General features: G+C 44.7%; 18 protein-coding genes and 1 tRNA gene. 10 read left to right on the forward strand and 9 right to left on the reverse strand.

Features of this window, described 5'->3' with window-relative positions:
* Positions 1-9: 9 nt before the first annotated feature.
* Complete coding sequence (locus KDM90_RS09675) at positions 10-1,224, reverse strand: DUF5009 domain-containing protein (RefSeq protein WP_212675381.1); 1,215 nt, start codon at positions 1,222-1,224, stop codon at positions 10-12.
* 269 nt (positions 1,225-1,493) lie between these two features.
* Here KDM90_RS09675 and KDM90_RS09680 point away from each other — a divergent pair, with 269 nt between their 5' ends.
* The gene (locus KDM90_RS09680; protein WP_212675382.1) at positions 1,494-2,855 is read left to right on the forward strand and encodes a sugar ABC transporter substrate-binding protein; all 1,362 of its coding nucleotides are present in this window, start codon (positions 1,494-1,496) and stop codon (positions 2,853-2,855) included.
* A gap of 141 nt (positions 2,856-2,996) precedes the next feature.
* On the opposite strand, the gene KDM90_RS09685 is transcribed toward KDM90_RS09680, so the two are convergent.
* The 3 genes from KDM90_RS09685 to KDM90_RS09695 all read right to left on the reverse strand — a co-directional run bounded on the left by KDM90_RS09685 (position 2,997) and on the right by KDM90_RS09695 (position 8,439).
* A complete protein-coding gene (locus KDM90_RS09685; RefSeq protein ID WP_212675383.1) occupies positions 2,997-3,644 on the reverse strand; it encodes a response regulator transcription factor in 648 nt (215 codons plus the stop codon).
* Positions 3,645-3,740: 96 nt separating this feature from the next.
* Complete coding sequence (locus KDM90_RS09690; RefSeq protein WP_212675384.1) at positions 3,741-5,381, reverse strand: sensor histidine kinase; 1,641 nt, start codon at positions 5,379-5,381, stop codon at positions 3,741-3,743.
* Positions 5,382-5,826: 445 nt separating this feature from the next.
* Positions 5,827-8,439 carry a TonB-dependent receptor gene (locus tag KDM90_RS09695; protein ID WP_212675385.1) on the reverse strand — a complete coding sequence of 871 codons (2,613 nt, stop codon included), beginning with the start codon at positions 8,437-8,439 and terminating at the stop codon, positions 5,827-5,829.
* 769 nt (positions 8,440-9,208) lie between these two features.
* On the opposite strand from KDM90_RS09695, the gene KDM90_RS09700 reads away from it, so the two are divergent.
* The 4 genes from KDM90_RS09700 to KDM90_RS09715 all read left to right on the forward strand — a co-directional run bounded on the left by KDM90_RS09700 (position 9,209) and on the right by KDM90_RS09715 (position 13,673).
* Positions 9,209-9,661, forward strand: coding sequence for a hypothetical protein (locus KDM90_RS09700; protein WP_212675386.1), 453 nt, complete (start codon positions 9,209-9,211; stop codon positions 9,659-9,661).
* 53 nt (positions 9,662-9,714) lie between these two features.
* A complete protein-coding gene (locus tag KDM90_RS09705) occupies positions 9,715-11,583 on the forward strand; it encodes a GMC family oxidoreductase (protein WP_212675387.1) in 1,869 nt (622 codons plus the stop codon).
* Positions 11,580-12,665 (forward strand): ferritin-like domain-containing protein, encoded by a 1,086-nt coding sequence (locus KDM90_RS09710; protein ID WP_212675388.1) that lies wholly within the window; start codon positions 11,580-11,582, stop codon positions 12,663-12,665. Before KDM90_RS09705 ends, KDM90_RS09710 begins: the two co-directional genes overlap by 4 nt.
* A gap of 72 nt (positions 12,666-12,737) precedes the next feature.
* Positions 12,738-13,673: a heme-binding protein gene (locus tag KDM90_RS09715; RefSeq protein WP_212675389.1), complete on the forward strand. Its 936-nt coding sequence runs from the start codon at positions 12,738-12,740 to the stop codon at positions 13,671-13,673.
* 112 nt (positions 13,674-13,785) lie between these two features.
* Here the strand turns inward: KDM90_RS09715 and KDM90_RS09720 are convergent, their stop codons facing one another.
* The 3 genes from KDM90_RS09720 to hpnD form a co-directional block, all read right to left on the reverse strand.
* Entirely contained in the window at positions 13,786-14,631 is an 846-nt protein-coding gene (locus KDM90_RS09720; RefSeq protein ID WP_212675390.1) for an alpha/beta hydrolase, read from the reverse strand.
* Positions 14,632-14,731: 100 nt separating this feature from the next.
* Positions 14,732-16,114 carry a hydroxysqualene dehydroxylase HpnE gene (gene hpnE / locus KDM90_RS09725; RefSeq protein WP_329605315.1) on the reverse strand — a complete coding sequence of 461 codons (1,383 nt, stop codon included), beginning with the start codon at positions 16,112-16,114 and terminating at the stop codon, positions 14,732-14,734.
* Positions 16,107-16,940 (reverse strand): presqualene diphosphate synthase HpnD, encoded by an 834-nt coding sequence (hpnD, locus tag KDM90_RS09730; RefSeq protein ID WP_212675391.1) that lies wholly within the window; start codon positions 16,938-16,940, stop codon positions 16,107-16,109. The genes hpnE and hpnD overlap by 8 nt, the downstream gene beginning before the upstream one ends.
* 229 nt (positions 16,941-17,169) lie before the next feature.
* Between hpnD and KDM90_RS09735 the strand changes: the two genes are divergently transcribed.
* Complete coding sequence (locus tag KDM90_RS09735) at positions 17,170-18,021, forward strand: hypothetical protein (RefSeq protein ID WP_212675392.1); 852 nt, start codon at positions 17,170-17,172, stop codon at positions 18,019-18,021.
* Positions 18,022-18,066: 45 nt separating this feature from the next.
* Here KDM90_RS09735 and KDM90_RS09740 read toward each other — a convergent pair whose 3' ends face one another.
* Positions 18,067-18,771, reverse strand: a complete 705-nt coding sequence (locus tag KDM90_RS09740; RefSeq protein WP_212675393.1) for a M24 family metallopeptidase — start codon at positions 18,769-18,771, stop codon at positions 18,067-18,069.
* A gap of 24 nt (positions 18,772-18,795) precedes the next feature.
* The gene (hpnC, locus tag KDM90_RS09745) at positions 18,796-19,611 is read right to left on the reverse strand and encodes a squalene synthase HpnC (protein WP_212675394.1); all 816 of its coding nucleotides are present in this window, start codon (positions 19,609-19,611) and stop codon (positions 18,796-18,798) included.
* Between the two features lie 345 nt (positions 19,612-19,956).
* Between hpnC and KDM90_RS09750 the strand changes: the two genes are divergently transcribed.
* From KDM90_RS09750 to tig, 4 genes are all read left to right on the forward strand, one after another.
* Entirely contained in the window at positions 19,957-21,159 is a 1,203-nt protein-coding gene (locus tag KDM90_RS09750) for an efflux RND transporter periplasmic adaptor subunit (RefSeq protein WP_329605316.1), read from the forward strand.
* Complete coding sequence (locus KDM90_RS09755) at positions 21,156-24,266, forward strand: efflux RND transporter permease subunit (RefSeq protein ID WP_212675395.1); 3,111 nt, start codon at positions 21,156-21,158, stop codon at positions 24,264-24,266. The genes KDM90_RS09750 and KDM90_RS09755 overlap by 4 nt, the downstream gene beginning before the upstream one ends.
* A gap of 282 nt (positions 24,267-24,548) precedes the next feature.
* Positions 24,549-24,635: transfer RNA gene (locus KDM90_RS09760), tRNA-Leu, on the forward strand.
* A gap of 27 nt (positions 24,636-24,662) precedes the next feature.
* Positions 24,663-26,006: a trigger factor gene (gene tig, locus KDM90_RS09765; RefSeq protein WP_212675396.1), complete on the forward strand. Its 1,344-nt coding sequence runs from the start codon at positions 24,663-24,665 to the stop codon at positions 26,004-26,006.
* Positions 26,007-26,016 lie beyond the last annotated feature (10 nt).

A 26,016-nucleotide genomic window follows, 5' to 3' on the forward strand; every position in this document is an offset into this window, starting at 1 on the left:
GCTTGCGTACTAAAACTTTATTCGGAAATTGAAACGATTGAGCTGATGGACAACTCCGATGACTAAAAAGGCATAGAGTATTGCAGCGAGAATTCCAGCCATGCCCTCAAATTGGCGTATTGGGGAAGGTAAGTCTAAAAGTTTGAGCAGAGCTTCAACGACGAAGGGGATTAAGTAACATATCAAAGGATTGACTGCGGCAGCCTGAACAGGCTTAAACCAAACATATTGATGGCGGATATCGATCAGCCAGTACAATACGCAAAAAAATAAAACACAGATAGCCGCTGAGTAGAAACACCAAGAAGGACTTGCATAGATTTTTGAAATAGGGAAGTCCTGTCTAAGCCAGGTAGCAGCGAGAAAGAGGCAAAAGGCGAATAAGATGGCATCAATAAAGCGACGTGATTGCTTCGCTACGGTATTCTTTTCAAAGAATAGGACACTTGTGACGACGCCACATAAGACAATCGCACTATGTGCAAGATGCCCATCCAGACTAATCAGAATTCGGTACCAGATTGCATTTGCGAAGTTGGAAGTCGTAGGCATTTGATGAAGTAAAGCATAGGCAGCAATACAAACAGCAATCAAGAGAAGTAGCGCCGCAGTGCGCCCACGGCTAAGTTGATATAGCCAGCAAGACAGGAGATATGCCCATCCTATCAATCCTAGGATTCCCCACCATTGGGGCATCATCATTTCAGACCCATCATACCCACCACGATAAACGAGAAATAGGCCAGTTAATAGAGCAATGCCGAGGCAATACAGAGCCTGGTTTATCCAAACTGTTTGAAATGCATAAACACCCCATATGAGCAAAAAGGCGAAGTAAGAAATGAGTGACCATAGGTGTATTGAGAATGGCATGCTGGCGGCATGAAAATTACCCTCCGCATTGACCATAAAAAAACCCATAACGATTAGAGCTAAAGCCCGGATAGCGATATGTTGATTTAGCATGATCATCGAATCACCTTTCATAATTCGATGATTCATACTAAACGGAATCGACATACCGACGATGAATAAGAACGCCGGAAATACAATATCTGGGAAACTCATTGCATCAGCCTCAGCAGGCATGTGCTTGAGCCAGATCGAGATGCCATCAACACCAGCTAATTCATTGACGATGATCATGATGAAAAAGGTAATACCGCGAAATGCATCAATTGAGAGGACTCTCTCGTTCTTTAGAGAGTTGATGGTTGCTAGCATGTAGAAATAGCTTTCAGAGTGAAATCGATGGAGTCAAGATTGCTGATCGTTTTTGATTGAATGAAAATAATCAATGCAGCCGAAATACAAAATATTCGCTTGTTCGTTGCAATTTGATTGCGTCCGCACATAGTAGAAAATTTACCCTGAACAACAAAAAACGACAATGCATAGAAGTACTTTGTTTTCTAAGTAAATGTACTTAGCAAAATAAGCAATGATTTCAATTCAAGCTGAAATGAGGCACACTAGAAATCGTGAAATTATCTATGCCATCGACCATGAAGATCATCAATAAAACTTCTTTTTTCAAACGAATAGGGCAAGCCTATGTGCATTTTTTTGGTGCCATAATTTTCTTCGTGTGCCCACTCGCCATAGCGGCTGAACTGAATATTTGGATTATGTCGACAACTGCGCAACCGCAACAAGATATGCGAGAAATTTTACGACCATACTTGATAAAAAACCCAGGTTTACGGGTAAACGTTACTGTGTTGAATTGGGAAAGTGCGTGGAATCGTATAGTAAGTGCAGCAGCACTTGGACAAGGCCCAGATTTAGTCGAATTAGGAAGTACGTGGGTTGCTGCGATCTCAGCAAAGGATGCGTTGGAACCACTGAGTTTAGAACAGCAAAATGAGGTTGGCGGAGCACGTGCTTTTTTTCCGGCACTTTGGGTGACGACTCATCATCACAATCAAGGTCAGGTTTTTGCGATTCCGTGGTATGCGGGCGCCCGCGTAGCGTACTACAGAACAGATTTATTTGAGAAGGCAGGCATCAAGGCGAGCGATGCATTTGCAAATTGGAGTAGCTTTAAGCAAGCAATGCAGAAAATAAATGGAATCAAATTTGACGGGAAGCCAGTTGCTGCGTTGGGCTATCCTGGGAAGAGTGATTCAGATATCTTACACAACTTAGCTCCTTGGATTTGGAATGCGGGTGGTGATTTTTTGAGTCCAGATCGCCGATTGGCAACGATCAACTCTCCCGAAAGCCTGCAAGCGATTCGCTATTACACGAGTTTTGTAGAAGAAGGATTGGTCCCTTTATCGGCGCTGGAGAAAGACTCTGTACAAATAGAGTCTGGGTTTTTTACGAACCAATATACCGTGATATTTAGTGGTCCTTGGGTTTTGAAAACATTGACAACGCCAAAAGCGAAAGGAGGGCAGCTAGAGTCTGCTGCCGGACAAAATTTTGGCGTGGCTTCCTACCCAGCGGGGATCAAAGGAAACCAGACTTTTTTTTCGGGTTCCGATTTAGCATTGATGAAGTCTTCGAAAAATAAAGAAGAGGCGTGGAAGCTTCTTCGGTATTTAGTGTCACGCGATGCACAACTTAAATTTAGTAAGCTGTCAGGAATGCTTCCTGCCCGAATCGATGCCTTGAATGATCCAATATTAATGCAAGATCCTCATTATGCAGAATTTGTTGGCCAAATTAAATTGGGCCGCCACTATCCCGTAGTGAGTGCTTGGGGGCAGTTAGAAACGATATTTCGCTCCCATATTGCGAGCCTAGTGACTGCTGTCGATGGAAAAAAGAGTCTTCAAAATTCAATGGCAATTCGAAAAAATTTAGATCAAGCGACGCTTCGTGCGAACGCAATTCTTTCGAAAGAATAGGTTTCGGACCGGTAAAAAAATCATTATCTGGGAAAAAATATCATTGATCGGCGAATTAAATGCGTTCAATTGATTGGTGTCGTTCGATTTGCGTGTAAAGGATTTCTTTTTCAAATGAATGGCAACATTGCGATGAAATTTTTAGGTTTGTTGCCATAAACTGGGTGGAATGTCGCGCAATTTTGCGGCTAGTTCCATACTGGTTCTTACTTTTAGCTTCTGGCAAATATGTAAGCGGTGAGCCTCGACTGTTTTAGGGCTGATAGACAAGTGATCAGCGATCTGTTTTCCTAAATAGCCTGCAACAATCTCGGTTAAGACCATACGCTCGCGTTGAGTGAGTTCAGCAATTTCATTCAATATTTGCGCTTGTTCGAAAAAATGCAATCGGGACTTTTCATCACTTTCCAATGCTCGGTTGATAGCGTCAATGAGACTTCGATGATCAGCAGGTTTTTCTAGGAAGTCGACGGCACCTTGGCGTAAAACACGGACAACCAGAGGGATATCTCCATGTCCACTCAAAAAAATGACGGGGGGTAAGTAGTTATTTTGGAGCTTGCTTTTTCGTAGCAATTCGTCGAATAGTTCTAGACCATTCATTTCAGGAATGCGTACGTCAATCAGTAAACATTGAAATTCGACAGGATCAGCCTGTTGCAGGAAGTCATGTGCCCGTTCGAACTCACTGATACGCAAGTTACGTGTTTCGAGTAGCATACGTAAAGAATGACGAACGCTTGGGTCGTCGTCGATGATGGCAATATGTGCTGAATTGGGAAGTGTCATAATCCTAGGTACTTTGATTCGATCGAGATGAAAATTTGCGCACAGCATGCAATATATTTTTTCTCATAATGGCATATCTTTTCAATATAATTTTTCTTAAACCTGAAGTCTATCGTGCATTCCATCAGGGAGCGGTACTTGACTTTCATTCTCGCGTTCGTTCTCGCTTATGCGCGATGTTGACACTGATGCCTTTGGTATAGGCGCGAGTGGTGATAGTGGGAGCCGAAATCGAAATGCTGCGCCACCTATGGCAAGATTTTCTGCCCATATTTTTCCACCATGATTTTCGATGACGGTGCGACATATCGCCAACCCAAGTCCCATACCTTCTGATTTGGTTGTATAGAACGCCTGAAAAAGTTTTGGCAGTTCAGAAATGCCATGTCCTTGATCCACAACACTTACTGTAACGTAATTGTCTGATTGAACTAAGTCAATGTTTAAAATCGCTGATTCAATTTGGGACCTGTCAACGGTTTCCATTGCCTCCAATGCGTTGCGCATAAGATTGAATAACACTTGCTTTAACATGATACTGTCGCATTCGATGACGAGATCCTCCATATCTGAGTTGAATTGAATCGCAATATGCTGTTGTCTTGCGCGACCAGCGATTAATTCAATAGATTCGTTGATGAGTTTTGGAAGTGAATACGGTTCATGTAGGCTAGCGTTTTTTTGAATGAAATTGCGCATGCTACGCATGATCTTGCCAGCACGTCGTGATTCCTCTCCCATCTTTTCCAATGCTTCTCGAATTTTAGGGGAAGTTAGTTGTTCTCTCTCAAGCAAAGATTCGGCTGCTGCTGCGTAATTTGCGATTGCTGCGAGAGGTTGATTCAATTCGTGTGCCATCCCTGATGCGAATTCAGCCAAGCTAGATAATTTCGCGGTATGCTGTATAAGTTCGTCTCGTTCTCTTAAAGCTTTCTTCGCTGCATGTCGTTCTTTTAGCCATTGTCGAAGTAGGCGTAAGAGCCACATAATGAGTAAGCCGAACAAGATCACCGCCGTGGCGAGCGCGTAGAGTAAATGGTCGAAGTCTTGCGCTTCCCTGACGCTGGTTTTCAGCGATAGACCACTATTTACAGGACCGAAGTCGAGCCGACTCATTTTCTTACCATGCATGATCAAGCCGCCTTCGTTCGGCCAAAGTTGCTTGTCATTTTTATCGACTAAGCTTAAATCATAACGTTGCACAAACCACCAAGGCACTGCCTCGGTCAAGAGTTTGTCGAGGTCGTACGTCACCAAGATGCTGCCGCCCCGAATTTGTTCGTTGGTGGTTGGCAATGCTAGCACCCATAGGGGCGCAAATTGTTCGATCACATGACTATATGCCCCATCTTCTAGCGCTCGGCTACGTTCGATAGCATCCACGACGAGTGGGTCATTTAAAGGAGGAAGTTTGGCTGGTCGTTGCTGATATTCCGGTAAGCCGATTACACGTTGCTGTGATCGATCGACGATCTCTATCGCAAGGATGGCTCGATCATTTTTGATTAGGTCGTCGATTCTGCGTAAAAATTCATCATGTGATTTTTGTGATTCGACTTCGTAATCGAGCGCCCAATTTTGCAACATCACTTGATGCGTTCCCAATTCGTTAGTAATGAGTTGCTCCATCCAAAGCAAATCAAGTGACGATCGCCTGTCTGCAGTGTTTCGTTTTTCTGCATACCAAAGCCAACCCAAAGTGCTAGACGCAAATAGGCCGATGGTCAGGAATAGCATGCTGCCGATCCATAACCAGCGATTCTGAAAAAAACTTCGTTTGGCTAACTGCATAAAGTTCACTAAAGAAATTGAAATCAGGAAAGATCTCAAGAATGTGACGAATGAGGTTTTAAATATTCGTACATTAAAGCAAACATTAGGTCGAAATGCATCATCCATGAGATAGTTTTTTCGATGAAGAGTATGCGATGGTCGACAAGTTAATCTTGAATGGACGATTGGCGTCACGAAAAAAGACGGCAAATCTCTTGTGGAAATTTGCCGTTTGAAGCCAGTTCGCTTTACGGCATCAGTTCTTTTTAAAACTGGCTATTGCTAGTACAGCTTTCTTTACCGGTGCAATGGGGGAGACCCGGTAAATGGAACTAAGTGGTAGAACGTCCTGGGGGAAGCTCGTCAGTTTAGAATGTGGGTAACATTTAGACTGTCTTCAATATTGGTCTCAATAGTTGATTGTGGCGCGGACTCCAAACATTCTTGGTGGATTGTAGCTATTGAATGTATAACCTCCGGCATTCCCTTGGCCCATCCAATTTTTGACAATATTGTTCGTGAGGTTAGTACCCCACAATTCAACATCCCATTTCCCGTCCGCACTCGCTAATTTGAGTGCAGCGGTCCAATTTGTATAGGGATCTTGGTAGTCGCCGATCACTGGGTTATTTAAATTGCGCACGGTAAAATACATGCGGCTTTGATATCTCATACCAATTGAAGGCGTTAAGATCCAGCCATTCGCAAGTTCAATTTCGTGAGAGTAATTGATCGCATAAGAATACTTTGGGGCCATTGGAAGTTGATTTCCGACGACATCGCGAATCGCACGACCTCGTTTATTGGGATCATTGCCGAGATAGATAGGTGCACAAGGTTCGGCACCAAATTCTTGGCGGTAGCCGCACATCCAGTTGTCATCGTAAGTTGGATAAGACAGTACCTTCGAATTCAATACTGAGGCATACCCCGATAAATTACCGCCAGCCCAAGGACGTGCTTTGTATTCGATTTCCAGCCCTTGAATTCTTGAGTTGCCGATATTTTCTGTTTTCCAAGCGGCCACTACATCGCAGGCGGGGTTCCAATCAGGACAAACTTCATCGGTTCGGAGTTTGCGTTGACCGACTGCGTTCATTCCAGTGACATGCATGTCGTTGTAATTAGTATGGAAGTACACGACGCTCAAATCAAGTTTATTGTCCCAGTGGCGTCCCTTATACCCAATTTCAAAATTGGTTGTTAGCTCCGGTTTGTATTCGAGAAAGCTATATTTCTGTGTGCTTCCGTCGGTACATGTCCCACCTCCGCAAATATCGAATTTGTCGCCAAAACCACCAGGGCGGTAGCCGGTTGCCGCAGATGCAAAGACCATCGTTGTTTTATCGAGATCATATTGCAACCCCAAACGATAAGTCGGTTTGGACCAATTTGCCTTATGTGTATTGACCACAGGGTCGGGAAATACGCCAACACCAGCGAACGGCCCCATGTTGAAAGTGAGATCAGTGCCATTGTGGGGCGTGCCAGTGCCAAGCTCTTTGGGAACATATTTGCCGTTATAGTACCAAGGTGTATCGGCACTCCAAAGCCCGGCGCTGACACCACCAAGGTCTTCGCGGCTGTCTTTGCTAAATCGAAAACCAGCTGTGGCTGAGAGGCGATCGGCCAACTTGAAATCAGCTTGTGCAAAAATCGCTTTCGAATGGACCTGACGATCTGGTTGCGCGTAAAACTGTCCTTGTGGCATTCCCCATGGTGCAGCGATGAGATTGTCCTGAGCGAAATTAATCGCATTTTTTTCGGCCATGTTGAAGACACCTGCAACGTAGCGCCATTGATCGAAGTTTTGTTTGATTTGAACTTCATTTACCAAAGATTTGTAATTTGAGTCCAGTGTATAGCTTGCCCAATCCAAAGCATGTTGAGCACCCCAGTTTCCCCAAGGCTCCATTACACCCACATCTGAAGCGAGAAAAGATTGTCCGCCATCGTCATCATGAAACTGGGTACGTTTCTGTACAGCGTAAGCAACTTTGTAACCAAGCTCTGTTTGTGGTGATAGTTTCCACACAAGATTGCTTCGGTATGTGTCTATACTCATATCTAGCTTACCAGGCACATTGACTTTTGCATACCACTGACCTTGTGGACCGCAAGCGAAGCGTGTGCCTGCGGCCATCTTGCAGTCTTTTAACCCAACGTCACCCGCGCCAGAATTTTGGTAGTGCTCAAATCCGCCGGTCCATTCCAACTCATTGCTGATGCCCCAACGTGCAGTGAGTCTGGTAGCCCATTGATTCGAATTGCTGTAGTAGTCTTTGGGTGAGAGTACTCGATTTAAGCGTTGATCAACATCGGGTTTGCCATCCGGTGTGAAGTGAGCACCGCCGTTTCCTTCCGAGAGTAAAACACCTCGATCGCTGAGATCTCGCTCCTGTTGAATATAGCCGTCGCGTTTGTCGCTCATAATCGCAGCGCGTAATGCGAAATTGTCAGCCAAGCTAAAGTTGTAGACGGAGCGAATTTCTTTGCCGTTGTAATTAGCTAGGTTGAGCGAGGTCCAGCCGTAGTTATTTTTAAAATCGGGTTTGGCTGGCAGAATATTGACGACACCCGCAGTTGAATTGCGTCCAAATAAGGTTCCCTGGGCACCGCGCAGGACTTCAACCTGATCTAAGTCGAACATCAATGCGAGCGATCCTTGTGGCCTTGGTGAATAAATTCCATCGATGTGTATACCAACCGCTGGATCGCCGATCTCAGTGAAGTTGGTTGAGGTAACACCGCGAATGGATACCAAGACTCCTGAGTCGCCGTTGGATAGACCGAACTGTACGTTTGGTACCGTTCCACTCAAGTTGAGTAACTCTTTGACATTTGCCCGAAGTAAATCTTCGGCTTTCAGTGCAGTGACCGCGACCGGGGTTTTCAGCAACGAGGTCGCTTGCCGTGTGGCGCTCACAATGACTTCGGCAATTTCATCTTTCTTTTCTTCGTTACGTTGTGGTGCGTTCTTGTTATTTAAAACCTCTTGCGCGTCAGATTGGATGGCAAGCATGCTACAAACGCTTGCGATAGCCAGTTGCATAACTGTGCGCGAAGCAGTTGACCTGCTTTTCAATTGATTGATACGGGGCATTTTTTTGCTCTCTCGAAAATAGTCTAGGTGATTGAAATGCCGACGCGTTTAACTTCCCCACTGTGGTCGGCTAGTCCATTTGTTTCCAATATGAAGGAGATAAGTCTTCAATCGCTAACAGGGACGGGACGTAGTTTTATCTTTGTGTCGGTGCTCTACAATTCTGAAATTTACTCTTGTCACTAAGTAAATCTACTTAGACATATCTTTCGCCTTTAAATTGAATCACTGTCTGTTCCCGCAAAGCGGTTTAAATCGGTAACGACGATTGCATAAGTTCGCTTTGCAGACTAGGTAATTTTTGATCAAGCAATTAACTTAGTAAGACGGAGCTAAGTTGTTTGGATTTACGTGGATGGGGCTTTTGTTGACACGTAATTTATCCAAATCAATCTGTGCTTTTCTCATTTCTCCTCGGCTTTCGTGACGCAATCCTTGTGTGGATACATGGCACGCTTGTTGCTAATTTCTTTGCTAATCATTTTGTTATTGCTTGCTCTCGCTTTATTTCTGAGAAGTAGCGTTTGGGAGAACCCCAAAAAAAAGTACAAATGATTCTTATTTATTTGGAAGAGAAATGGGTGCGTTTGTCGACATAAGACGCCTTGTGTTGAAAGGTGCCGAATAGATCTTCAAAGGAATGAGTAAGTGTGAATAGCCAGTAATCGCTGAAGGTGAGGAGACATTCATGTCAACAATGGGTAACGATCAAGAAATTTTTTTGCAAATTTCGGTAGAGCTGACCGGATTTAATTCTGCCGAGCTACTTGGTACTGGGATGTTGGAAACGTATTTCGCCACCGTACAGGAGGGAACAACAAAGGAGAACTTGGGGTTGTTCCTACAGGCCTCTGCTGAAATTTTGTCTGAGACAGATGTATCCACGCGAGAAACACAGATTGCTAATTTGTTGATGCCTGATTCAAGTTATTTAGGTCTGGCGAAAAACATTATTTATATGTGGTATTCCGGCCAATGGGGGCCGACTGTAAATAGTCCCGATGCCAATTTGCAGGAGGTGCGCAATATAAGTCCTGAAGCGTATGTGCAAGGATTGATGTGGACAGCTGCGAATACACACCCTCCAGGAGCCAAACAACCAGGTTTTGGGTCTTGGGCAATGCCACCCATTCGAACATAAGGACATTGTTCGGTAAAACAGCATTCACAACGTTGCGAAAGGATGAAAATAGAATGAATAAAAATTACGACGTCGTCATCGTGGGAACTGGCATTGCTGGAGCTGTTCTCGCAAAGACGTTGACACAAGCGGGTAAATCCGTACTGATGTTAGAGGCTGGATTGGAGGCCGGTATCGCTCTGAATCCAGAACGCGCCTACAACAATTACCAACAGTATTTACAAACCTTTTATAGCAAGGCGAATAAGGCGACTAACGGACCTTATCCAGACATCAAGGACGCGGAATCGCCAGACGTTCTAGAAATTAAAGCGCAAACACCGTACGACTCTGGCTATCTGGTGCAGATGGGACCACTCCCATTCGCAAGTGATTGCCTACGTGGTGCTGGCGGGACGACATTACATTGGTTAGGTAACGTGCCGCGTATGTTGCCGAATGATTTTCGTATGCAGAGTCTATATGGACAAGGCGTCGATTGGCCAATCAGCTATCAAGACCTCATGCCTTATTACGAAATGGCGGAGAATGAAATTGGCGTGTCTGGTGATGTCGACGCACAGCTCGGACCAGATATGAATCGCAGCAATTATGGCCCAAACTATGTGTTTCCGATGCATAAAATCCCACAGAGCTATCAAGATAAAATTTGGATGCAGAACACTGAAAATTTGTCTGTGATACTTAAGGGAAAGCAGTACAACATTACGTGTGTAAGTATGCCACAAGGCCGTAATTCTGATCCAAATTTACGCTACCGATTTTCGAATGTGACATGGGATGTGTCATCGCAAAAATTAGTGCTGCAGTCGAGTAGAGTGATGTACCAAGTGACGGGATCAGTTTGGAGTCCATACAGCGGAGAACGATGCGAGGGCAACGCCAGTTGCGTGCCGATTTGCCCTGTGCAAGCAAAATACAATGCCTTAAAAACACTTAAAAAATCCGATTTTTCTAACTTGGAAATTCGTACGCAGGCGGTTGCTTCAGAATTGATTGTCGACGGCAATTCTAAGGAAATAACAGGAATCGTTTACAAACGGTACGAGCACGGCGATTCGCCGAGGTATCAAACTGAAATTGCGAACGGAAAGTTATATGTCTTAGCCGCGAGTGCCCTTGAAAATGCCAAAATCTTGTTGGCATCCAATGCTGCCAATTCTAGCGACCAAGTTGGGCGAAATTTGATGGATCACTTGGTATTGTTAACGTGGGGTTTGTTCCCAGAAAAAGTCTATCCATACCGCGGGCCTGGGTGCACCACATATATTCCAACTTTTCGCGATGGTGAGTTTCGCAAAGATTTTGCTGCTTGGATATCTCCGCTAGATAATTGGGGTTGGTCTTGGCCAACTTTTGCTCCAGGCACCGATGTACAGAATGCATTGAACCGCAATCTATTTGGCCAACAATTACGTGATTTTATTAATGATCGGGTAACACGCCAGGCATTATTGCACTTTGAATGTGAACAAGCCCCTGAGCAATCTAATCGGATGACGATTGATCCTCGTTATAAAGACCAGCTCGATAACTATCGACCAGTTATTCATTATGATGCCTCCGCATATATGCGCAAGTCATTTGAAGCGGCGAAAACCGTATCAGATCAGATTTTTGCTGCGAATCGAATCGAGGATTACACCGAGTACAAGCCAAGTGATGCTGATTATGTGATATGGGAGGGGCGAGGGTATACCTTCCGAGGTGCTGGACATATTGTCGGTACGCATCGTATGGGTAACGATCCTTCTAGCTCTGTCGTCAAGCCGACGCAACAAACTTGGGATCACCCAAATTTATATTTAGTTGGTTGTGGAAACATGCCAACACTGGGAACTTCTAATCCAACTCTGACAATGACGGCGCTTACATTTATGGCGGCCGAAAATATTCTTCAACATCTTTCGGAGACTGTATGAGTCAATCGATTTTCCAATCGCATAATCATCACAAACGCCATCAATTGTTGGCAGTTGATTTGCCGCGTGAATTCGCAGGAACAATTACGACGATTGAGTCCTTGCGTGAACATTTGCAGACCGCTGTCGAACTAGAACATTCGACAATACCGCCATACTTATGCGCACTGTATTCCCTAAAAAGTGGTAGCAATACTTTTGCCATGCAGACCATACAAAGTGTCGTGATGGAAGAAATGCTGCATATGATTCTTGCCGCGAACATTCTCAACGCCATTGGTGGAGCACCAGCGATGAATACACCTGATTTCATTCCTAAATATCCTACCTATTTGCCTCATAGTGACGATGCTTTTCTTGTATCTCTAGGAAAATTTTCACCTGCGACTGTGGATACTTTTTTACAAATTGAGCATCCTGCACCAGAAGGTGCGCCGCCTGAAGCCGATCATTACGCGACAATAGGTCAGTTTTATTCTGCTATCAAACATGCGTTGCGGTATTTGGATCACATAACACCAGGCGGCATTTTCACTGGTGATGTCCAACGCCAAATAAGTGCGCAACATTACTACGGTGGTGGCGGAAAATTGCTAGCCGTAACTTGCCTTGATGACGCGATCTTGGCGATCAACGAAATTATCGGTCAGGGCGAAGGAATCAATGGAACGATTATGGATAGCGATCACAGATTTTTTGGTGAGGAGATCGAATACGCCCATTTTTTTAAATATAAAGAACTGCAAGCAGGGCGCCGCTATTTGCCGACAGATAAAGCAAATGCGCCGCCAACTGGACCTGCTGTCGAGATCGATTGGAATGCGGTTTACGACATGCAAGATAATCCGAAAATGGGTGACTACGAAAAGGGCTCAGAAATTTGGACCAAAACATTTGCTTTCAATCGTACTTATATGCAGTTACTCAATCAATTGCATGATGCATGTAATGGCAAACCGGAAAGTTTAAGGCAAGCCATTCCTTTGATGTATGACTTGAAATATAAGGCGATGGAATTGATGCAGATTCCGACGCCGAATGGAAAGATGGCTGGACCGAGCTTCGAGTATGTTCCTTTGTGATGTTTTTCAGACGAAGTAAATTTTTGTTTTTTTACTTTCTTTAGTTTCTTAATCCATATTGGGAGTTAAGCTATGTTATCGAATGCGATTGACCTAGACAATTTACCTTTTCGTGTACAAGTCTTGAGTGAAGACAATCCAAGCACGGCTACGGCCTTAGGACCATTGGCAGGACTAGTGGGAACTTGGCAGAGCCAGTCGGGCGCTGGCTGGAACGTGATTGCGGTGCCGGCTACGTTTCCTAGTGAGCAAAATGATCAGGGCTTTTGTTTGGAAGTCATTCCTTATTTAGAAACACTGCGATTTCAAGCAGCAGTCATTGTTGCAGGTAATCGCGGGCCTGTAGTTGGAGGAGTGCAGCAAGATCAAGTGATCACTGGTTTGATTTATGAACAAACGATTACGAGTGACTGTGCAACCGACTTTTGTGCTCAACGGGGGTTTCCAAAAGGCAGCGAGATTCATAAAGAGACGGGTATGTTTCTCAATATACCCAATTTGAATGGTGGCTTTGACATCGGGCGTTTGTCGATCATTCCACATGGAAATTCTGTTTTGGCGCTTGGCAATGCATTTGTCAACGATGATGGTCCTGTCAGCATTCCATTCGGCACAGCGTCAATCGCCCCGATTGGCGGAAATTTAGGTTACGCGGAAGGACCGCAGTTTACCGTACCTCAATTTCCTGAATTTAATCAATCCAATCCTAACTCCGTTCTGTCTGATGCAGTCAAAAATCAGATTCTGAATAAAGTCACGACTTTGGTGCTATCGACAAATAATGCAACTGGGGGTATTTTGAATATCCCATTTATACAAAACAACGTGAATGCTGTGAGCATGGATTGCATTTTTTGGATAGAAGAGGTGCAAGATGGTGATGCAAGTTTCATGCAACTGCAGTATACCCAGACTGTAAATTTAGTATTTCCGCGATCGAATGATCCGCAGAAGACGCCGATTACATGGCCGCACGTCGATGTGAATACGATGCGAAAACTTGATTGAAATGTCTGTTGTTTTTTATCAGTAATTGTGTGTTAAAAGTACAGGAGTATTTGGCATAGGGGCGGTATTTTGGAGTAATGATACCGCTCCATCAACAATTCGTTTTTGTGGTTTAGTTGAATTGGCGTACGAATTCGCAGTATGCAGTTTTCACTTCTGTTCTTTGTAAGAGATTGTTGTGGCCACCTTCCTTTACCAAAACGTGTCTTTTTTCCTTGCTACCAATTGTATTGAACACTTTGAGACCAAGCGGTGCAGGCGTCGTTTGATCATTTTCACCAGTGATCACTAAGCTCTTTCCTTGGAATTCATTAACAGCTATCGTATTGTCGATTTGCGCCAAGCTCGGTACGATGTCAAAGCGTATAAATGGTTTCGCGTACCACGGCGTTCGTAAACTCAGCACATCTTCGACAGTGGATGCTGTTGTTTCTAAAATAATGCCATCGACTGTTCGTTTTTGCGCAATATAGGCAGTCATAAAGCTTCCCAATGAGTGCCCATGAACAATCAGTTTTCCACTTGTTTTTGCCCGCGCAAAGTCAAAAATTCGGAGTGCATCTTCTTTTAGATTTTCGGTATTGGGCTCCCCTTGAGTACGCCCGTATCCACGATAGTCGAACATCATAAAATTGATTGGGCAATTCCCCACCTGAGCGGCCAATTGGTGCGCCGCGTCATCGATGTGTGATCGATTTCCGCCAAAATATAAAAGTGTCACGCTTGCGTTCTCTTGTTGCACAAAAAGTCCTTGCAAAGAATGGCCATTGGGAACGAGTACTTGCAATTCATTGAGTTTTGCGTAGGGTAAGTTTTCGCGCAGTTTTAATTCGTTGAATACCTGTTTATTGGCATAAGGCGCAATGTGGTCAGGCCGTATAAACATCGACTCTTCAACGGTGACCGTTTTGCAAGCGGTTAAAACTAGCGTGAAAATGAAGGCGACGATTGAACGCATAAGATACTCCGCATAAAAATTAAGATAATGGTCTTGGCCGTTAGGATACTAAGATGTTTGTGTGAACTCCAAGGTCGTATTAATTTTGAGCGATTAGTCCTCAGCATGCGGTGTCTGAATTTAACAAACTTTGACGAATCAAATCAGCGGCTTTTTTGCCGCTTCTTACAGCAGCTTCTAAGGTTGCAGGATAGTCACCTGTCGTATAGTCACCGGCGATATATATTCCCGGAATCGATGTTTGATTTGAGGGGCGCTGCAAATTGGGGAGACAGGAAAATGTCGCGCGTTTTTCATGTATGACTTTTGACCATTGAAACTCAAGTAATTCTACGTTATTAAATTCCGAGGCGAGTTGGGCAGCGATGGCATGACTGAGTTCGGATTGCGTCAGGCTTTGCGCTGAATCCGATGCACTGATGACCACGGCAATAAGGCCTGCTTGCGCAACTTGCAAATAGCTGCGATCAAAAACGAATTGACCCCAGTGCCCGATATCTGGGCGATCAATGAGCGCGAAGAATGCTCGATTCAATCGGAATGTAGGCGCGTACTGTAAGTAACAGGTTGTGATCGATTCAAACCGTAAGGATGTATCGACAGTTCTGTCATAGTCGGTCTTAATCTGTTGACTTTGGACGCCCGCTAATAGACGGCGGCTTTGATGGAAATTGGTAGCAATAATTAATTCATCAAACTCAAGGACCTCGCCGATTTTTCGATTGAGATCGGGTAATGTCCAACGCATCGAGTTACCTGGTGATATCGCGCGCACAGTGACGCCAGTCGTCACCTTGCCTCCGTGTGTTTCAATGTGGCGCGCGGCCGCGTTTGGAATGAGATTGCTAAGATCTACTTTGGGAATCAGCATATCCGAGGCGGCACGTTTTGCGCCTAAACTGTCTCGCAGGACGTTCAGGAAAATCTGTGCAGATGCACGCTCCGGAGGCGTGTTTAGTGCCGCTAGACACAAGGGATTCCAAAGTAAGGTACAAAGGTTTTGGGTTTGTTCGTGGATGGCCAACAGTTCACTTACAGAGCAATCATGGTTCAGCTTCCAATCCATCCATCGAGCCGAGGTAGAAAATCGTGCAAGTGATAATTTGTCTTCGCCGCTGAGCCCCTCGGCGTTCCAGAGCGCAGCCAACAGATGCAGCGGAGCAGGGAGACGCGGCGCGATAAAACGCATGCCAGTTTGCTTGGGATAAACCATTTGTAATGGTAAGCGCAACATCGACTTGCCAAGATCAAGCTTTAGTTCTTTCATTAAACTTAAGCAAGCTGAATAGGCGCCCAACATGATGTGTTGACCATTGTCAATTTGCATATCATGTAAATCGATACTTCGCGCTCGTCCACCTAGTTGGTTTGCGCTCTCAATCAAGTTGATCCGATGACCAAGTTGGCTTAGTCGCACGGCAGCAGCGCAACCCGCCCATCCAGCGCCAATAACCGCGATCTGACGGGAGTGTTGCTTAGCCACGTACGTAGGTTTTCCAAGCTAGCCAAAGCTTACGAATCGGTGTCAGAGAAATTCGTTGCTTTAAGACTTGAAATTGATCGTGCTTAATTTCTTCGAGTAAGGCTTGGTAGATCGATGCCATGATTAATCCGGTTCGCTGTGAACGCCGATCCTCTGCTGGTAAGAGCGCAAAAGCTTCCGCGTACAATTGCTGTGTGCGTTCATATTGAAACTGCATTAAAGCAACAAACGCATCACTATGACGGGCATTGAGTAAATCGCTAGCCGGCACATTAAACTGTTGGAGCTCATTGACTGGTAAGTAAATTCTTCCCTTTCGCGCATCCTCGCCAACATCACGAATGATGTTGGTCATTTGAAATGCTAAGCCTAATTTTTCGGCAAATCGTTTTGTCTGTGGATTTTGAATGCCAAAAATACTTGCCGACATAATTCCAACGACACCAGCAACGTGCCAACAGTATTTTTGCAGTCCAATAAAATCCAAGTATCTATTTTGGTTCAAATCCATTTCCATACCATCAATCACAGCCAACAGATGGGCTCCCTCAATTTGGAAGCGTTGTATATGTGGTAAAAGTGCTTTGGTGACGGGATGAGTCGGGTTCGCTTTCAGCATCGATTGAATTTCTTGACGCCACCAGATCAACTTGTTGCGGGCGACAGTTTCGTCGGTACAATCATCTACGACATCATCAACTTCGCGGCAAAATGCGTAAAGTGCGGTGATCGCTTGGCGCTTCCCTTGCGGTAAAAAAAGGAAACTGTAATAAAAACTGGAGCCACTTTGCGCGGCTTTTTCTTGGCAATATTCGTCAGGGGACATGCTGGTTTTGAGTTTCTGTGCAAACAATTAAGGCGTAATCCTAACTGACTGTGCACATAAGTACAAACTGGTTTCGAGTAAAGTTTAGAAAGTGCTACAAACTTTCTTACAATATAGTGATAAAAACTCTGCTGGGCTTGTTGTACAATGCCAGCTCGATTGATAGGTTCCAGCGACAGGTTGCTAATCAGTTTCCCATTCCGCGCGTTTTAAAGGTAGGTTTATTTTGATGACATTGAATAAAAAAGTGGTGGCGTTGAGCGCTTTGTTAGTTGCCGTTTTAGTAGGCTGCGGCGGATTTGTTTACACCACAGTTGGTGGAACGGTCAAAGGTCTAACATCAACAGGTAGTTATTTGGTTTTGGTGAATGGTGCTGGCTATACACAGTCTTTGTCTGCAGATGGCAGTTTCTCTTTTCGCGTTGCGAGCAACGGGGCTTATTCGATTACTGTTGGGCAGCAACCAAATCCAGTTAATTGTACAGTGACAAACGGCTCGGGAACCATGACTAGTGAGGCTCCGGTTACCAACATTGCTGTTAATTGTGTTCCTAATGTTCCTGTTGCGGGATCGTTGACCGGCTTGACGACAGGGCAAACTTTGACGTTGAGCCTGAATAATGTGGCACAAACTGCATTGACTGCAGATGGAGTTTTTTCATTTCAAACTTATGTTGTGAACAATAAAGAGTATGTCGCAAAAGTAGCCATACCTCCGGTTGGCCAAGTTTGTAAAATCCAAAATGCGACTGGAACCGCAGTCTTGTCTAATCCGCCTAGCAATATTGCGGTTAGTTGCGCGGCCGGTATCCCAGTCGGCGGGACTCTGTCGGGCTTGAAGTCTGGTACATACGTTATTTTGAGCAATACCTTGCCAGATGGTACGACCGATTCTCGTACTTTATTGGCTGATGGTGTCTACACCTTCAATTTTAGTTTGTCGGATGGTGAAAATTACGACGTTCAAGTGACGACACAACCTTTGGGACAAAAATGTACTGTGGCAAATGGCAAGGCGAAGGCATCCATATTGACTCCTGCACCAGCAAGCAGTATCGCAGTTACCTGTGTCGCAGCCTGATTGAATTTAATTGCAAGTAAAAAGCCGGGTTAACCCCGGCTTTTTTTACAGACATATCAATTGTTTACTGTCGTTAAAATAGAAAATATCTTCGTGCTTAAATCCCCATTGCCCCCCTTTTAGACGAATAAATGGTTCAAAACTAAAGAAATTGACGCTTGATAATAAATTGTGATTGTTCGCTTGGATAAATTGCCGACTTTCGCGATTTGCCTCGAGACTATGCCCAACGTTGCTGCGAAAATCTAAATTTACAAAACCACTTTGCCTGATCCGTAAGTTTGCCCACTGATATAGCGTGTGAAAGCTGACGTCAGGTGTGAGCCAAGCTTGCATTTCACGATGCAATTGAGCTTGGAATTGCAAACCATTTTGATATTCACGTGTTTTGGGATGTTCGACATAGGTTCCGAATTCAAACGCAAAACTTCGGGAGAAGTCGCCCCAGATGTCGTCGACACAAGGACTCAAGTCAACACTGATCAAGTTTTTCCCGCCGATGGGTTCTGTCGATGGTTTATATTGACGACCCGAGATGGATAAACAACTCCTTTGTCCAGCTAAAACCAATGCTGGGCAATCATAGTACCAAGTGTTAGGCAGCCCAAATTGACAAAGTAAGGCATAGGCTTTTGACGCGATACTCTGTTCGCTATCCATTGGAGTTAGCAATCCAGGAAGTCGATGCATGACAAGTTTGGCGCGATTTTGCACATCTTGATAGGCTCGAACTAGTTCGTTATTGGGCATCGTTTCGCTCGCTCGTTGCTGGCTTTAACTGGACATTCGAATTGCACGCCAAAACATTATTGGGCCATCCAATTTTTGAATGATGGGACGGTGTCTAAATACATCCATTCCCCTTGCTTCAATTTTTTCCAAGATGCGCAGCCCGCCTTGAATCACGAGTCGGAGTTCGAAGCCAATTCTTCCAGGTAGTTGATGGCAAAGAGGACTGCCTTCTAAGATCATTGCACGGGCTCGGCTGATTTCGAATTGCATTAATCGCTGCCATTGTTCATTCAAAATTCCTTTTGCGATGAAGGCGTCATCGATGCCAAAATGTCGCATATCATCTTGTGGTAGGTAAATGCGGGATTTATCCCAGTCAATAGCAATATCTTGCCAAAAGTTAATGAGCTGCAATGCTGTGCATATGCGATTGGAATTTTCTCGGTTCTTCGAATTGTCGGCTTGATAGAGTTGAAGCATGATTTGTCCGACCGGATTCGCGGAACGGGCACAATAATCAAGCAATTCGTCAAAATCACGATATCGCACTTGTATTACATCTTGCTTAAACGCAGAAATCAGATCGAGAAACGGTTGGAACGACAATTGATGTTTCGAAATAATTTGCTCAAGATCTTTAAAAAGAGGAATTGTTGTTCCTTTTTTACTTTGAATTTTATGCAATTCTTCTTCGTAATTCGCTAAGGCAACGAGCCTCTCGGAAGGTTCGGCAGCTCCTTCGTCCGCGATGTCATCTGCGCTGCGGGCAAACGCGTAGATCACTCGAATTGCTGGCCTCAGATGCGAGGGGATAAGCCACGAAGCGACGGGAAAATTTTCATAGTGATCAACACTCATATAATCTCAGACAAAATAAATGACTCAAAAGTCATTGGCAACGAAAAGATTCCTTATTATAATAAATAACTCATGAGTCATTTATTATATTGGCGTTAGCAAATTCAAAAGTGAAAAAGTCTGTTTTTGTGTGATCATAATAGAATGTTGTTTTCATTTGTTTAAGTGTTAGTGGCCATAGTTTGCTTCATTTATCTTCTATGAATTTTGTTGCATCAAAATTGCATAGATTACTCGTCGTGCTGTTTTATATGGTTGTCAGGATAGAATGTTGATTGCTTTATTCGCTATCTGGACTTACAGCCTTACATTGTTTAGTGATGGAATCGTAAAGGAAATAATCAAGTGTCTATCCAATTATCGCAATCACACAGTCTGACTTCTGTTCGGTCGTTGATTTTAAAGAAAACAAGTTACCGCTTAGCGTTCCTGACTGTATTCGGTTTAGGGTTGCTGGTTGGTTGTTCAAAGAAACTTGAGAAAACTGAGGATGTTCGGCCAGTTCGTGCAGTTCAAGCGCAGCTCGAAGGCAGTGAAGTGACTGCCGAATTTTCAGGTGAAGTGAGGGCTCGTGTTGAATCTAGGCTGGGCTTTCGAGTGCCCGGTAAGATCATTGCTCGCAAAGTCGAGCTAGGAACCGTTGTCAAGCGCGGGCAAGTTTTGATGCAATTGGATCCGCAAGATTTATTGCTAGGACAGACCCAAGCTCGTGCAGGCTTGACGGCTGCAGAGAGTAATCGCGATTTGGCGCAAGCGGAATTGAAGCGATATCAAGAATTGCGGGATAAGAATTTTGTCGCACAGGCCGTTTTAGATGCCAAAGTGACTGCATTCAAAGCCGCCCAAGCAAGCTATGAGCAAGCAAAGGCCAGCCTATCGAATCAATCGAATCAAGCGGGTTATGCGAGTTTGACTGCTGATGTCGATGGCGTTGTTACTGCGATTGAGGCAGAAATTGGACAAGTTGTTGCGGCTGGCGCGCCAGTTGTTAGACTGGCTAAAACTGATGAATTGGAAGTCATTGTCGGGATTCCAGAAGATAAGATTAATTCAATTCGGCAAATGTCGGATGTGAAAGTGAGTTTGTGGGCAAATCCAAAAGAGGTTTTGCAAGGAAAATTACGCGAATTGTCGCCGATAGCCGACCAGGCGACTCGAACATTTACCGCCAAAATAATACTGCCGGCGAGCGTGAAAGACGTTCGCTTGGGTATGACGGCTATGGTCGTTTTTGGGATGAAAAATCCAAATAATATGATTCGCTTGCCAATCACTGCTTTGTTTCAGGATAAAAGCCAAAATTCTGTTTGGGTTGTTGAATCCGGTGTCGTGAAGTCAGTTCCAGTGCAGCTTGCATCTAGTCAAGGTGAAGATGTTTTGCTTGCATCAGGTGTTGTTGCAGGACAAACTGTGGTGACTGCTGGTGTTAATTTGTTGAAGCCAGGGCAACGCGTAACGATTTTAGGTGTTGAGTCAAATCAAGCGTCCAATCCTTCGACGGGAGCAGCTTCTGCGGCAACATCGGCTGCATCAGGAGCAGCAAAATGAGTGGCGAATTGAAAAAAGAAGGTGGATTCAATTTATCCCGATGGGCACTCGAACATATTCCCTTGACTCGATACTTAATGGTTGCACTTTTGCTTGGGGGGATTTTTAGTTTTGCTCGCCTCGGTCAAGATGAAGATCCACCATTCACTTTCCGTGCGATGGTTGTTCGGGCTGTTTGGCCTGGTGCGACAGCATTGCAGATGGCAGAACAGGTGACGGATAAGCTCGAGAAGAAACTGCAGGAAGCACCTTATGTAGACAAGATTCGTAGCTATTCTAAGCCCGGAGAAACGCTGATTATTTTGCAATTGCGTGAATCGACTCCGCCCAAGGAAACATCGCAAACTTGGTATCAGGTTCGGAAGAAGATTGGAGATATTAAAGGGACTTTACCTTCTGGAGTGGTTGGCCCATTTTTTAACGATGAATTTGGTGACACCTACGGCTCAATATTTGCGATTTCTGCGGATGGCTTTAATTATGAGGAGATGCGGGAATATGCGGATTTTATTCGCCAGCAATTTTTGCGTATCCCGAAGGTGGCCAAAGTTGAAATGTTTGGCGTGCAAGAAGAAAAAATTAATATCGAATTTTCACAAAAGAAGTTCTCGCAGCTAGGGGTGCCTTTTGAATCCATCGTTTCGCAAATTAACTCGCAAAATCAAATAGAGGCGAGTGGCGTGCTGACGACCTCGTCGAACAATTTGCAAGTACGTATTTCAGGCGCTTTGCTATCGGTTAAAGATCTCGAGAATTTGCAATTGCGCGCCAATGGTACGACTTTTCGGTTGGGCGATTTTGCGCAAGTTAAGCGGGAATACAAAAATCCCCCCGGGGACAAAATGCGTTTCAATGGCAAAGAGGTCATTGGGCTAGGAATCTCAATGGAAAAGGGTGGAAACATCATTGAATTGGGTAAACATCTGCAGGCTGAGGTCGCAACAATCAAAGCTAAATTACCGGTTGGGATTCAACTTGAACGTGTGTCCGATCAACCGAAAATTGTTGCGTCTTCTGTTGGCGAGTTTGTGAATACACTGATTGAAGCTGTGGTGATTGTTCTTGCTGTAAGCTTTTTGTCATTGGGTTTGCATACCAAGCCATGGCGACTCGACATCTGGCCTGGTTTGGTTGTGGGTTTGACGATTCCATTGGTGCTGGCTGTCACTTTTCTATTTATGCGTATTTTCAATATTGATTTGCATAAAATTTCGCTTGGCGCTTTGATTATTGCTTTAGGACTTTTGGTTGACGACGCCATTATTGCGGTTGAAATGATGGTGCGAAAAATGGAGGAAGGATTCTCGCGTTTTGATGCCGCTACATTTGCATACAGCTCAACTGCAATGCCAATGTTAACTGGTACTTTAATTACTGCGGCTGGATTTTTGCCTATCGGTCTCGCCGAATCAGCGGCGGGCGAGTATACGTTCTCGATGTTTTCTGTGAACGCCTTAGCACTGCTCATTTCTTGGTTGGCGGCAGTATTATTTACGCCTTACTTGGGGTATTTGCTCCTGCATGTCAAACCCCATGCAGGTGCGGATGGACATCATGAGTTATTTGATACTCCGTTTTATACGCGGTTCCGTTCTTTGGTTAATTGGTGCGTCACTTGGAGAAAAACAACGATCGCGATCACTATGGGCGTATTCGCTTTGGGGGTATTTGGATTTAAGTTTATTGAGCAACAATTTTTCCCGGATTCAAGTCGACCAGAGTTGATGGTTGAGCTATGGTTACCTGAGGGATCTTCGTTTGCAGCGACCGAAGCGCAAGCAAAGAAATTTGAGAGTTTTATTCAAAAGCAGCCTGGTGTCGAGAGCGTCACTAGCTATGTTGGGACTGGTAGCCCCCGTTTCTACTTACCGTTAGATCAGATTTTTCCGCAAACGAATGTGACGCAAATCGTTGTGTTGCCGAAAGATTTGAAAGCACGGGAATTTTTGCGGTTGAAAATTAATCAAGCGTTTAAAGAAGACTTTCCAGAAGTGCGCGGAAGGGTGAAATTACTTCCGAACGGACCTCCAGTTCCTTATCCAGTGCAATTTAGAGTGACTGGATTGGAAGTTGAGAAAGTTCGAGAGATTGCGGATCGTGTTAAGGCAGTGATGCGGGCAAATCCGAACGCGATAGGGGTCAACGATAACTGGAATGAGTCAGTAAAGACTGTGCGGATTGATCTAGATCAGGATAAATTGCGTGCACTCGGAGTGACTTCACAAATGGTAATGCGTGCGGCAAATACGATCTTGACCGGCACCACAGTGGGGCAGTTTAGGGAGTCAAACAAATTAATTGATATCGTCGTGCGCCAGCCAGTGAGCGAGCGTTCAACCATTCAAGCATTGAGTGATGCGAATATTCCTACTGCGAGTGGAAAAACGGTACCTTTATCGCAGGTTGCGAAAGTTTCTTTGGCGTGGGAACCTGGAGTTGTTTGGCGTGAGGGGCGTGAATGGGCCGTGACTGTGCAATCTGACGTTGTGGATGGCATTCAGGGACCGACAGTATCAGCGCAAATTAATCCTAAGCTTGATGCTATCCGAGCGTCGTTGTTGCCTGGATATAAAATTGAATTGGCTGGTGCGGCCGCGGATAGCGGAAAGGCACAGGAATCGATCGCTGCAAATGTTCCACTCGTGATCTTTATCATTTTTACGCTCTTGATGTTACAACTACATAGTTTTTCTCGTGCTGTGTTGGTTTTCTTGACTGGACCTTTGGGTGTTGCTGGGGCCGCGATGGCATTGCTGTTATTGCAGCGTCCGTTTGGCTTTGTCGCTCAACTTGGCGTTATCGCATTGTTTGGAATGATTATTCGGAATTCGGTCATTTTGATTGATCAGATAGAACAGGATCGCGCATCGGGCGTCCCAGCTTGGGATGCGATTGTGGAGGCTGCGGTAAGGCGCTTTAGGCCGATTATTTTAACAGCTGCCGCAGCAGTTCTTGCGATGATTCCATTGTCCCGTTCAGTCTTCTGGGGACCAATGGCTGTCGCAATTATGGGTGGGCTGATTATTGCAACAGCGTTGACTTTATTGTTCTTGCCAGCTTTGTATGCCGCATGGTTTCGAATTAAGAAACCTGCATTCTCAAACTAAGTGTTGTACGAATTAAGTGGAAGTTGAACTAGATTGTTCCATTAATAGTAAAGGATGAGTAAGGCATGGTTCGTTTCCGCTTGTTAGTTTTTTCCAGTGCAAAAGCGGAGAAAAATCAGAAGTTTCCAATTCAATACAAAAAATTGAAGACAACTTTGGTTAAAATCTAGTAGAATAGCTGGTTGAAGTTGAAATGCCACAGCACAAGTGATGGGCGACAATGTTATTGCAGTCGCCCTTTGCTTTTGTGCCGGTTTTTCTACCGGAAGGTGTTTTCATCCCGCGAGGATGGCGAAATTGGTAGACGCACCAGGTTTAGGTCCTGACGCCAGCAATGGTGTGGGGGTTCGAGTCCCCCTCCTCGCACCACAGACTCTTTATATTTGGACGATTTTCATGGCAACTGCAGTCGAAACTTTAGAAAAATTAGAACGCCGTATTACGCTGACATTTCCGATTTCAGAAATGCAGCCGGAAATTGAGAAACGTTTGAAAGTGCGCGCTCGTTCAGCAAAGGCGCCTGGCTTCCGTCCTGGTAAAGTGCCGATGAAAATGGTCGCGGCTCAATATGGGTATCAAGTTGAAAACGAAGTTCTCAATGAAAAAGTTGGAATTGCATTTAGCGAGGCAGTAAAGGAAAACAATCTGCGCGTTGCTGGCTATCCACGTATTGAACCTAAGAAAAGTTACTCAGATAATTATTTTACTTTTGATGCCACTTTTGAAGTCTATCCTGAAGTGGTCGTTGGTGATCTATCTGGAGTTGAGGTAACGCAAGTTAAAACTGATGTGACCGATGCTGAGATCGATAAAACTATTGATATTTTGCGTAAGCAGCGTGTGCATTTTCACGTAAAAGGTGAGCAGGGCGAGCACGGTGATGGTGGCACAGATCAGTCTGCGCAGAACGGTGATCGTGCAACTGTCGACTTTACAGGAACTATCGATGGAGTTGAGTTTGCTGGTGGTAAAGCTGAGGCTTTCGCCTTTGTAATGGGTGAAGGTCGTATGTTGCCAGAGTTTGAGGCGGCGACCTTGGGCTTGAAAGTAGGGGAGTCGAAAGTATTTCCGTTGGCATTCCCGGAAGATTATCATAGCAAAGATGTGGCAGGTAAGACTGCAGAGTTTACAGTCACATTGACGAAGTTGGAATGGGCTCATTTGCCAGAGGTGGATGCTGAGTTCGCCAAAATGTTGGGCGTGGAAGATGGTGATCTTGCCAAAATGCGTAAGGACATTAAGGAAAATTTGGAGCGTGAAGTTAAGGGTCGCGTGAAGGCGAAAACCAAGGATAGTGTCATGGATGCTTTGGTTAAGGCCGTTGAATTTGATGCGCCTAAAACTTTGATTGATCAAGATGCAGAGCGTTTGGCTGAGATGACTCGTCAAGATATGGCTCAGCGTGGAATGAATGTTCAAGGCGTTCCGTTTCCTACAGAGCTGTTCACGACTCAAGCTGAACGGCGTGTTCGTTTAGGTTTGATTTTGGCTGAATTGGTAAAAACAAACCAATTGCAGGCAACAGCCGAACAAATTAAAGCGCAGGTTGAGGACTTTGCCCAAAGCTACGAAGATCCACAGCAAGTAGTGAAGTACTACTATAGTGATCGTAATCGTTTAGCTGAAGTGGAAGCACTTGTATTAGAAGAAAACGTCGTTAACTATGTGTTGGGTCAGGCAAAAGTGACCGATTTAATTTTGCCATTTGATGAGTTAATGGGCAATAACGCGACACAATAAGATAGGAAAA

This window comes from Affinundibacterium fentianense (assembly GCF_018139545.1).
Classification (GTDB): domain Bacteria; phylum Pseudomonadota; class Gammaproteobacteria; order Burkholderiales; family Burkholderiaceae_D; genus Undibacterium; species Undibacterium fentianense.

Excerpts from the sequence above, each read along its gene's own strand:
- hpnC (WP_212675394.1), bottom strand. The coding sequence starts at position 19,611 with ATGAGTGTTGATCACTATGAAAATTTTCCCGTCGCTTCGTGGCTTATC.
- tig (WP_212675396.1), top strand. The coding sequence starts at position 24,663 with ATGGCAACTGCAGTCGAAACTTTAGAAAAATTAGAACGCCGTATTACG.
- KDM90_RS09690 (WP_212675384.1), bottom strand. The coding sequence starts at position 5,381 with ATGCTATTCCTGACCATCGGCCTATTTGCGTCTAGCACTTTGGGTTGG.
- KDM90_RS09695 (WP_212675385.1), bottom strand. The coding sequence starts at position 8,439 with ATGCTTGCCATCCAATCTGACGCGCAAGAGGTTTTAAATAACAAGAAC.
- KDM90_RS09700 (WP_212675386.1), top strand. The coding sequence starts at position 9,209 with ATGTCAACAATGGGTAACGATCAAGAAATTTTTTTGCAAATTTCGGTA.
- KDM90_RS09720 (WP_212675390.1), bottom strand. The coding sequence starts at position 14,631 with ATGCGTTCAATCGTCGCCTTCATTTTCACGCTAGTTTTAACCGCTTGC.
- KDM90_RS09715 (WP_212675389.1), top strand. The coding sequence starts at position 12,738 with ATGTTATCGAATGCGATTGACCTAGACAATTTACCTTTTCGTGTACAA.
- KDM90_RS09685 (WP_212675383.1), bottom strand. The coding sequence starts at position 3,644 with ATGACACTTCCCAATTCAGCACATATTGCCATCATCGACGACGACCCA.
- KDM90_RS09740 (WP_212675393.1), bottom strand. The coding sequence starts at position 18,771 with ATGCCCAATAACGAACTAGTTCGAGCCTATCAAGATGTGCAAAATCGC.
- KDM90_RS09675 (WP_212675381.1), bottom strand. The coding sequence starts at position 1,224 with ATGCTAGCAACCATCAACTCTCTAAAGAACGAGAGAGTCCTCTCAATT.
- hpnD (WP_212675391.1), bottom strand. The coding sequence starts at position 16,940 with ATGTCCCCTGACGAATATTGCCAAGAAAAAGCCGCGCAAAGTGGCTCC.
- KDM90_RS09710 (WP_212675388.1), top strand. The coding sequence starts at position 11,580 with ATGAGTCAATCGATTTTCCAATCGCATAATCATCACAAACGCCATCAA.
- KDM90_RS09735 (WP_212675392.1), top strand. The coding sequence starts at position 17,170 with ATGACATTGAATAAAAAAGTGGTGGCGTTGAGCGCTTTGTTAGTTGCC.
- KDM90_RS09755 (WP_212675395.1), top strand. The coding sequence starts at position 21,156 with ATGAGTGGCGAATTGAAAAAAGAAGGTGGATTCAATTTATCCCGATGG.
- KDM90_RS09705 (WP_212675387.1), top strand. The coding sequence starts at position 9,715 with ATGAATAAAAATTACGACGTCGTCATCGTGGGAACTGGCATTGCTGGA.
- KDM90_RS09680 (WP_212675382.1), top strand. The coding sequence starts at position 1,494 with ATGCCATCGACCATGAAGATCATCAATAAAACTTCTTTTTTCAAACGA.